The following is an 8,999-nucleotide window of genomic DNA, read 5'->3' as shown; positions in this document are numbered from 1 at the left end:
CACCACCCTGGGACTTTGACTGCGGGAGCGTCGTGGCTTGTCGCGCAGTTCCCCGCGCCCCTTACGGGGCGCGGGCGTTGGCCGGATACCGGCGTTGGCCGATCGGCGCTCTGTCCCTTGTGCCCCCTCTTGCGAAGCATGGAGGGCACCGGACCGTCCCGCCCACAGGAGGAACGCCCATGGCTGCGCACGCGAAGGACCTCCCGACCCCGGCCGAACTCACCGCAGTCCTCGCAGGGATCGCCGACCCGGAACGCCGGCTGGCCGCCGTCGCCGCGTTCTTCCCCGACGCCCTCAACCTCGCCACCGCCGAGAACGTGCTGCTCTACCCGTCGCTCAAGGAGAACGTCTTCGACCACCTCGGCGTCCTCGGCGAGAAGGACGTCCGCTACCCCGGCGCCACCTACGGCACGCCCCAACTGCGCTCCGCCGTCACCGAGATGCTCCGGCCCGTGTTCTCCCGGGACCTCGAACCGGACGACGTCTTCGGCACGTCGGGCGTCTCGGCCGCGCTCGAATGCCTGGCCTTCGCCCTCGAAGAGGGAGGCATCCTGCGGCGCGGGGACCGGGTGCTGCTCCCAGCACCCTTCTGGCAGGGCTTCAAGTGGTGCTTCGAGCAGCGTCCCGGGCTCGTCTGCGCGCCCGTCCACCTCAGGGAACGGGGCCTGGAGAACTTCGAGCTCACGCTGGAGGACCTCAAGCGGGCCTACCGCACCCAGCCCGAGCCGCCCAGGCTCCTCGTCCTCACCAACCCCCACAACCCGCTGGGCGTGAACTACGACAAGGATCTCCTGGAGGCCGTCTACACCTGGGCGCTCACCGAGACGGGCATGCACATCATCTCGGACGAGATGTACGCGCACTCCCAGATCGAGGGTGCCGACCTGCCCTTCGTCAGCGCCCTGGACCTGGACGCCTACCAGGACATCGAGGACGCCCGTGAACGGGTCCACGTCGTCTGGGGGTTCGCGAAGGACTTCGGGCTCTCGGGCTTCAAGGCGGGCGTCGTCATCTCCCGCTCGCCGGTGGTGCACGCCGCGATGAAGGGCACCGCGAGCACGGAGACGTACGCCTGGTTCAGCCCGTTCGACTCCCTCAAGCACTTCGTCGTCGGCAGGCTGCTGACGACCCCGGCCCCCGGCAAGAGCTACGCCCTGGCCCTGATGGACGAGTACAAGAAGCTCCTGACGGGCGCGTTCCGGCAGGTGCGCGGCGCGCTGGACGAGGCCGGGATCCCGTACGTCTTCCGGGAGGGACAGAACCCGGCGCAGTTCTTCTGGCTGGACCTGCGCGACCACCTGCCGGTGTCCCCGGTCCTGCTCCGGCCGGAGACGGGGCCGCACTTCCCGGCCGACGGGCAGATCCCGGCGCAGTTCACGGGCGAGGCCCGCAAGCCCGGGGGCGTGGCCCTGCCGGTCGTCTTCACGGACATCAACACCGCCGAGGAGTGGCTGCGCTGGTACATCGCCACGGAGGCCAACGTACTGCTGCTTCCCGGCCAGACGCTGTCCTGTGCCGAACCCGGCTACTTCCGGCTGTGCTACACGGCCTTCGAGACCCCGGCCGTCGTGGCGGCGGTCCAGCGGATCGGGGTTGCGCTGGCTCCGCTGCGGCCGTAGCGCCCCGTAAGGGGCGCGGGGCTGTTTACATATGCGGCTCCGCCGCGTGGGCGCGATCAGCCACGACGCGCCCGCAGCCGACGTTCCCCGCGCCCCTACGGGGCGGCGCCGTCAAATCGGCTGGCCGACCGGCCGCACCAACACCTGGTTCACGTCCGTGCCTTCGGGCTGCGCCAGCACCCACGCGATGCACTCGGCGATGGCGTCTGCCGTGAGCGCGGGCCCGGTCGGCCGGGCCCCGCCGGGGTGGCCGTCCCAGAACGGCGTCTCCACCCGCCCGGGCGCGATCAGGCTCACCCCGACCCCGTCCGCGGTGACCTGCATCCGGGTGTTCTCGGCCAGCGCGTGCACGGCCCACTTGGTGACGGAGTACATGTTGCCGGGCGTGTTCTTCACCCCGGCCACGCTGCCGAGGAGCACGATCCGGCCGCGGCTCTCCCGCAGCGCGGGCAGGGCGGCGTTCACCAGCAGGGCGGGGCCGAGGACGTTGGTGAGGACCATGTCGCGCCAGCCCTCGGGGTCGCCGTCGGCGACGCTGTCGTGCGTGGAGAAGCCGGCGTTGGCGACGGCGTGGTCGAGCCGGCCGAACCGCTCGACCGTGCCCGCCACGGCCGCGGCGACGGCCGCCGGGTCGGTGGCGTCGCCGGGCAGGGTGAGCAACTGCCCGGGCGCGGCCGCCTGTTCGGCGAGGGCGGCGAGCCTGTCGGCGCTGCGGCCGGTGGCGGCGACGCGGTGGCCGGCCTTGAGCAGCCGGTGCACGGTGGCGGCCCCGATGCCGGTGGAGCCGCCGGTGATCAGTGTGACGGGACTGTGGGCGCGGTCGTGGTCGGTCACTGGACGTCTCCCCGTGGTGTCGGCGGATATATCGGGCACCGCGTGATTCTCCCGCAACCCGGGCCTCAGCGCGCCGCGTTGTTGCGGAACCGCGGGCCGTAGAAGACCGGCCGGCCGAGGTCGGTGTACTCGGCCAGCAGTTTGTACTCCTCGGGGTAGAGGACGTCCAGGCGTTCCACGGTCTCTGCGGGGATCTCCTGGCGCATGATGCTGAAGCAGGAGAGGACGCGCATGTCGTTCATGCGCTCCACCGCCGCGCCGAGCGATGGCCAGGAGGTCTCCTCGGGGCCGTTCCAGGCCAGGTCCAGGGCGGTCATCATCGCGGTGTAGGCGGCGTCGAAGGCGTCCAGTTCCTTGGCTGCGGCCGGGGCGTCCGGGTCCTGCGCCAGCACGGCGGCGTAGCCGTCGGACGGTACGGCGAGGGTGTTGATGACCACGGGCCAGGGGATCTCCTGGCCCTGGAAGAAGGCCGGTTCGGTCTTGCGGGTGAACGGGATGCCGGGCTCGGGCGGGAGATAGCGCCGCTGGTGGCGGAGTTCGGCGAAGCGGGCGTAGTGCGAGCCCTCGTGCTGGTAGGCGTCGCCCGCCTCGACGGTGGCGGAGTGCGCGCCCTCGCCCTGGTCGGTGATGAGGTCGAGCGTGCTCAGGAACTGCTCGACGGGGTCGGCGGCTTCGTCGTCCCGGCCGAAGACCGGGTAGCCCAGGTTGCCGCCGACCTGGTGGGCCGGGCCCCCGGTCCGTACCGCGCGGCGCACGGCGTCGGCGTTGGCGGCGACGGCCTCGCGCAGGGCGTCGTAGAAGTGGCCGATGGTGGGGTAGGCGGGGCGCCGCTCCCGTTCGGTGAGCAGGAAGACGGGGGCCTCGATGCGCATGAAGTCGGCCAGGTGGCGCGGGGAGAGCGGGGCGAGGACCACCGTGAGGTCGGGCATCACGCCGCCCGGCAGCCCGGCGGCCGGCCAGTCGGGGGCCAGGCCGCCGATGGCGGGCGAACCGCCCAGTGCCGCCAGCATGTTGGCGGCGGCGGCCATGTGGACCATCTCCTCCATCAGCACGCTGCGGATGATGTTGTAGGAGGGGTAGTTCTGCACTTCGAGCGAGTACATCGCGGCGGAGTACAGCGGCATGGTGGCGTGCTCCAGCGCGATCGCGGTCTGCAGGGCGCCGCGGATCCAGTCCAGGTCGCGCATGCCGGTGGGCGTCGTGCGGATCGGCGGACCCGGCCGCGCCGCGGCGGCCGGCGGGGTGACGGCCGTGACGACGGAGCGCGGGCTCACCGGCGGGCCTCCGCGGCGGCCGGCGCGTCCGCGGCCACGCGGGGCAGCAGCATGTCCTGGAAGTAGTCCTGGAAGGATTCCTCCAGTTCGGGGTGGTGGTAGAACTCCGGCCCCACTTCCTCGAAGATCACGTCGCCCAGGCCGCTCAGCGTGTCGAACATCATCGACACGATCGTCCCGGTCTCCCGCCCGAGGTAGTGCGCCACCAGGGCGACGGCCCCGCCGTGCACCCCGTAGGAGCCGGTGGAGGTCCAGATGCCGGTGGCGGGGTTGCCGATCCACATCCTGCGGCCCACCGGCACGTTGAACCCCTCGGCGCGCAGCCCGCGGGCGACGGCCGCGACGCAGGTGACGGGGGAGTCGTCCAGGACGCCCGCGCGGGCCAGCACGCCCACGCCGGAGCAGTTGGCGGCGACGACCCTGCCCGCCTCGTGGTGCCTGCGGATCGCGCCCAGCACCCGCTCGTCGGAGGTGAGTTCACCGGAGCCGACGCCGCCGGGCACGTAGAGGACGTCGAAGAGCTCGTCCTCCTTCAGGGTCGAGTCGGCGATCACCTGGGTGCCCATCTGCATCGTGACGACGCCGGGGTCCAGCCCCACCAGCCGCACGTCCAGCTCCCGCGGCTGCACCTCCCGCTGCCACGGCGCGATGCCGCCGGAGGTCACCATGGCGGCGCCCTTGAAGATCTCCAGCGGGGTGATCGTGTCCTGCTCGCTGCACTTCTCATAGCCCAGTACCGCAATGGAATCGACGGTGCCGGTCGCTCCGGTCTGCACGGTGGCTCCCCCCTCGGATTCGCTGACGCAGCAGAGTGAATCAGCGGGGCGTCCGGGGCGGCAAATAAGGGAACCTGTCCGGGACATAAGCAACACGGTGCGGAGATCCGGAATTCAACTTCGCATGCAATGCTGCACATCCCATGGATGGTTGCCACACGGTTCATTATGGGGGGTGCCGGAAGAGCTATTTGGAGGCCGATTCCCGCCGGGTATAGCGTCGGCCCATGTCGGCCCGCGGAGCGAGGGGTTGGGGACGGTTTCGCCGGGGCGGGTGAAGAGAGCACGCAACAGGGGGAAGCGTGACCGAGATCGCAGATGCACATGTGCCCGTGGCCGCACGGGGCAATCCCGTCGTACGCATCGACCCGGGACCGCGGGACTTCGCCGCGCTCCGGGACGCGGTGCGCAGGGGCAGCCGGGTGGGGAACGAACAGCACGACGCCGACGCGCACCTCGACGAGGTGATCCCCAAGCCGTGGGGGCTGGAGTACCGGGTCTTCGCCGACGACTTCCTCGACGTGTGGCACCTGACGATCGAGGCGGGGCACGCCACGTCGCTGCACGTCCACCCGCGCAAACTCACCTATCTGCTCTGCCTCGCGGGGCAGGGCGTGACCAGGACCCTGTCCGGCGAACACCCGGTGGGCGCCGGGACGGTGCTGCGGATCGGCGGCGGGGCCTTCCACTCCACCGTCTCCCCGGGCCCCGGGCCCCTCGCGCTGGTCGAGGTCGAGGCGCCGCGCAACAAGTTCGACCTCATCCGGCTGCGCGACGGCTACCGGCGGGAGAACACCGCGTACGAGTCCGAGCACCGGAAACTCGACGAACTCCCGGTCCGCCCTGTGCCGTATCTGCCCGAGGCGAGGATGCGGGACCGCTCGCCCTGTGCGGAATTCCGCTTCGAGATCCGCGCCGGAATGGACATCTTCTACCGGCGGCGCCGGGAGGACCTCTTCCACATTCCGCTCGGGCCCGCCGGAGTGGTCACCGGCGAACTGGACATCCTCGCACCGGCACAGGGCGACATCCGACGGCCGGCCGTCGACGAGTACTACCTCAGCCTTTCCGTCGCCTCCTGAAGCTTCCTGAAAAGAAAAGAGAGGAACACCATGAACCGTCGCGCAGTGATCATCACCGGTCCGGGCTTCCAGGACCACGACGTCGTCTACACCTATTACCGGCTGCTGGAAGAGGGCTGGCAGGCGGACGTCGCCACGAAGGACGGCGGCGAGGTCACCGGAAAATACGGTATTCCGCTGCCCATGGACAAGACGGCCAAGCCGCTCGTCTCCTTCGGTCAACTGGACGTCGCCGCCTACGACGCCGTCATCCTCACCGGAGGCCACGAGGCCCCGGACCGGGTGCGCCAGGACGCGCGGGTGCTGGACTTCGTGCGCGGGATGGACGCCGCCGGAAAGGTCGTCGCGGGGCTCTGCCACGGCCCGTGGATCATGGTCAGCGCGGGGGTGCTCAAGGGCCGCACCGCGTGCGCCTACGTGGGCCTGCGGGACGACGTGATCAACGCGGGGGCGCACGTCGTCGACAGTGACGTGACCGTCGACGGGCACATCATCACCTGCTCCTACTACGGCTACGTCGGCCGGTTCATGCAGGCCGTCTTCGAGACCGTCCGGACGCGGACGGGCGACCGGGAGCCGGTGGCCGCCTGAGCGTGCGGGCGGGCCACCTGAGCGCGGGGACGGGCGAGCCGTTCCGTCCCGAGAACCCCCGCCCGTCCCCGCGCACCCGTCCCGACCCGGTCCGGGCCGAGGGAGGAACTTTCGATGCTCATACTCGACTTCGACGGCGTCGTCTGTGACGCTTTCGAGGAATGCGCGGTCGTCACCCGTCACGCCGGGGCCGATCCCCGGGCGACCGCCGCCGCACCGCCCGCCGAGCTGGCCGCCGCGCTCCCCCCGGCCTTCCTCGACCGGTTCCGCACCGTACGGAAGCACTCCCGGCTGCTGGAGCACTTCATGGTGGCGAACGACCCGCGCAGCGAATCCGTCCGCACCCAGGCCGAGTTCGACGCGCTGTACGCCGCACTGCCCGCGGGCCGGTGCACCCGGCAGGCCGCGGGCGCCGCCGCGCTGCGTGCCGAACTCCGCCGCCGGCACCGCGGCCAGTGGCTGGCCATGCACCGGCTCTACCCCGGCATCCGCGCCCTGATGGAACGGCACGAGCGGCGGACCAGCATCGTCACCGCGAAGGACGAGGCGTCCGTGTGGGAGATCCTCGCCCACCACGGTCTCGACCGCACGGTGGCGTCCGTCGTCGGCGAGTGCGCCGACAAGCGCACCGCGGTCCTGGAGCTCGTCGAGGGCGACGGACTGCGGCCCGAGCACGCCACGTTCGTCGACGACAACCTGCGCAACGCCCTCCAGGTGCGGGACACCGGCGCCCGCACGCTGTGGGCCTACTGGGGCTACCACACCGACGACCACGTACGCACAGCACTGCAGCGCCGCATGCGCCGGGTGTACCTGCCGGAACTGGCCCGGCTGACGGCCTGACCCACGACCGAAGAGAGGACTCGTCATGACGGTGAAAGTACGATTCGCCCTGACCAGCCACGGAGAACTGGGCGACACCGGCCGGAGAACCGGCTTCTACGTACCCGAAGTCGCCCACCCCGCCCGGGTGTTCAGGGCGGCGGGCTGCGAGATCGGCTTCGTCTCGGTCCTGGGCGGGGCCCCGCCGCAGGACGGCGTCAAGCCCGGCGACACCGTCGTCGGGGACTTCCTCCAGGAGCACCGGGAGGCCCTGGCCGCCACGCCCGCCGCCGGGCAGGTGGCCGCCGAGGACGTGGACATCCTCTTCTACGCCGGCGGGCACGGCACCATGTGGGACTTCCCCGACGCCACCGCCCTGGCCGGACTGGCGGCCCGGGTGTACGAGCGCGGGGGAGTGGTGGCCGCCGTCTGCCACGGCCCGGCCGGGCTGGTGAACGTGCGCCTCTCCGACGGCAGTCACCTCGTCGAGGGCAAGCAGGTCTCGTCCTTCACCGACGCGGAGGAGGCCGCCGTCGGCCTCACCGGCGTCGTGCCCTTCCTGCTGGAGAGCACGCTCGTGCGGCGCGGCGCGAAGTTCACCAAGGCGCCCGACTTCACCGAGCACGCCGTGGCCGACGGCCGCCTCGTGACCGGGCAGAACCCGGCCTCCGCGCACCGCGTGGCCCTGCTGGCCCTGGAGGCGCTGCGGCACTGAACACGGCAGCAGGCGCGACCGCAGCGACGAAGCACCGGCTTCCTGGGGAGGGGCTGGTGCTTCCGCACGATCCGGCGGCCCGAGGTCCGCAAAGACCGAGGCCGTACTGCTGCGGCACTGCCGCAGTACTGCCGCCGTACTGCAACGGCTCGGCAACGCCGAGCGTCCGAGCGAATGAACAGCGAACACACAGATGATGGTGCAAACGGGGGGAAGCCACCATGCAGGCACTGCGGTTGAGCTGGTTGCGCACATTCGTCTCCGTCTACCGGCGCGGCTCGTTCACCCGCGCGGCGCGGGAACTGGGACTCTCCCAGCCCGCGGTCACCCAGCAGATCCGGGGGCTGGAGAAGAAACTCGGCAGACCGCTGTTCGAGCGGCTCCCGGAAGGGGTCCGCCCCACGGAGACCGCAGAAACGCTCATGCGCGACGTCCAGGCGCCCATCGACGCCCTGGGCGCGGTCGTCGACCGCCTGGTGGCCTGCCCGAAGTCGATGACCAGCAGACCCGTCCGCCTCGGCGGCCCCAACGAACTCCTCACCACCCGCGTCCTGCCCGCCCTCGGCGAACTCGTCCAGCAGGGCCTGCAGTTGCGGCTCGGCTTCGGACCGTCCGACGAGCTGCTGCAGGATCTCGCGGACGGCCGCTACGACCTGGTGCTCACCACCAAGCGGCCGCGCGCCCGGGCCTTCTTCGCCCACCCGCTCTTCGACGAGGAGTACATGCTCCTCGCCTCGCGCCGGCTGCGCGACGAGATCCCCGTGGACCGGCTGCCGGAGGAGGGCCCCGCGGTCCTGGAGAAGTACCCCGTGATCGCCTACGCCGAGTCCCTGCCCTATCTGCGCTGCTACTGGCGCAACGTCTTCGAGGACGTCCCGGGGACCGTGCCCGCCGTGGTGGTGCCCGACCTGCGCGGCGTGCTGGCGGCCGTGCGCGCCTCGGCCGGCATCTCCGTCCTGCCGACGTATCTGTGCCGGGAGGAGCTCGCGCGGGGCGAGGTGGTGCCGCTGCTGGAGCCGGAGGTGCCGCCGATCAACACGGTGTACCTCACTACCCGTGCCGGGGGGCCGGCACAGCCGCATGTGCAGTTGGTGCACGGGCTGTTGCTGCTGCAGGCGCAGATGTGGGGGTAGAAGGTGCCCCGTCAGGGGCGCGGGGCTGTTACATCATGCGGCTCCGCCGCGTGGGCGCGATCAGCCACGACGCGCCCGCAGTCGACGTTCCCGGGGCTTCGCCCCGGACCCCCGGGGGGGGTGTTAGGTATAGTACACCTCTGTACACCAGTG

General features: G+C 71.3%; 9 protein-coding genes. 6 read left to right on the top strand and 3 right to left on the bottom strand.

The features are described 5' to 3' along the window. Positions 1 to 179 precede the first annotated feature (179 nt). A complete protein-coding gene (locus ACWD4B_RS33945; RefSeq protein ID WP_451424388.1) occupies positions 180 to 1,619 on the top strand; it encodes an aminotransferase class I/II-fold pyridoxal phosphate-dependent enzyme in 1,440 nt (479 codons plus the stop codon). Positions 1,620 to 1,730: 111 nt separating this feature from the next. Here ACWD4B_RS33945 and ACWD4B_RS33940 read toward each other — a convergent pair whose 3' ends face one another. The 3 genes from ACWD4B_RS33940 to ACWD4B_RS33930 all read right to left on the bottom strand — a co-directional run bounded on the left by ACWD4B_RS33940 (position 1,731) and on the right by ACWD4B_RS33930 (position 4,503). Then, positions 1,731 to 2,453 carry an SDR family oxidoreductase gene (locus ACWD4B_RS33940; protein WP_451424387.1) on the bottom strand — a complete coding sequence of 241 codons (723 nt, stop codon included), beginning with the start codon at positions 2,451 to 2,453 and terminating at the stop codon, positions 1,731 to 1,733. 65 nt (positions 2,454 to 2,518) lie between these two features. Next, positions 2,519 to 3,727, bottom strand: a complete 1,209-nt coding sequence (locus ACWD4B_RS33935; RefSeq protein WP_451424386.1) for a ferritin-like domain-containing protein — start codon at positions 3,725 to 3,727, stop codon at positions 2,519 to 2,521. Next, positions 3,724 to 4,503 (bottom strand): DJ-1/PfpI family protein, encoded by a 780-nt coding sequence (locus ACWD4B_RS33930; protein ID WP_451424385.1) that lies wholly within the window; start codon positions 4,501 to 4,503, stop codon positions 3,724 to 3,726. The genes ACWD4B_RS33935 and ACWD4B_RS33930 overlap by 4 nt, the downstream gene beginning before the upstream one ends. A gap of 302 nt (positions 4,504 to 4,805) precedes the next feature. Here ACWD4B_RS33930 and ACWD4B_RS33925 point away from each other — a divergent pair, with 302 nt between their 5' ends. From ACWD4B_RS33925 to ACWD4B_RS33905, 5 genes are all read left to right on the top strand, one after another. Beyond that, positions 4,806 to 5,585, top strand: a complete 780-nt coding sequence (locus tag ACWD4B_RS33925; RefSeq protein WP_451424384.1) for a cupin domain-containing protein — start codon at positions 4,806 to 4,808, stop codon at positions 5,583 to 5,585. A gap of 30 nt (positions 5,586 to 5,615) precedes the next feature. Further along, the gene (locus ACWD4B_RS33920; RefSeq protein ID WP_451424383.1) at positions 5,616 to 6,176 is read left to right on the top strand and encodes a type 1 glutamine amidotransferase domain-containing protein; all 561 of its coding nucleotides are present in this window, start codon (positions 5,616 to 5,618) and stop codon (positions 6,174 to 6,176) included. 114 nt (positions 6,177 to 6,290) lie between these two features. Further along, a complete protein-coding gene (locus ACWD4B_RS33915; protein ID WP_451424382.1) occupies positions 6,291 to 7,019 on the top strand; it encodes an HAD family hydrolase in 729 nt (242 codons plus the stop codon). A gap of 25 nt (positions 7,020 to 7,044) precedes the next feature. Continuing rightward, a complete protein-coding gene (locus tag ACWD4B_RS33910; protein WP_451424381.1) occupies positions 7,045 to 7,713 on the top strand; it encodes a type 1 glutamine amidotransferase domain-containing protein in 669 nt (222 codons plus the stop codon). A 221-nt stretch (positions 7,714 to 7,934) separates the two neighbouring features. Beyond that, a complete protein-coding gene (locus ACWD4B_RS33905) occupies positions 7,935 to 8,846 on the top strand; it encodes a LysR family transcriptional regulator (RefSeq protein ID WP_451424380.1) in 912 nt (303 codons plus the stop codon). Positions 8,847 to 8,999 lie beyond the last annotated feature (153 nt).

Source organism: Streptomyces sp. NPDC002536 (assembly GCF_053594995.1).
Note: the sequence above shows the minus strand (reverse complement) of the source record. Positions and strands in the feature narration are given on the sequence as shown.

What these genes read in the sequence shown, in the direction of transcription:
- ACWD4B_RS33945 (WP_451424388.1), top strand. Translation starts at nt 180, where the DNA reads ATGGCTGCGCACGCGAAGGACCTCCCGACCCCGGCCGAACTCACCGCA.
- ACWD4B_RS33920 (WP_451424383.1), top strand. Translation starts at nt 5,616, where the DNA reads ATGAACCGTCGCGCAGTGATCATCACCGGTCCGGGCTTCCAGGACCAC.
- ACWD4B_RS33915 (WP_451424382.1), top strand. Translation starts at nt 6,291, where the DNA reads ATGCTCATACTCGACTTCGACGGCGTCGTCTGTGACGCTTTCGAGGAA.
- ACWD4B_RS33910 (WP_451424381.1), top strand. Translation starts at nt 7,045, where the DNA reads ATGACGGTGAAAGTACGATTCGCCCTGACCAGCCACGGAGAACTGGGC.
- ACWD4B_RS33905 (WP_451424380.1), top strand. Translation starts at nt 7,935, where the DNA reads ATGCAGGCACTGCGGTTGAGCTGGTTGCGCACATTCGTCTCCGTCTAC.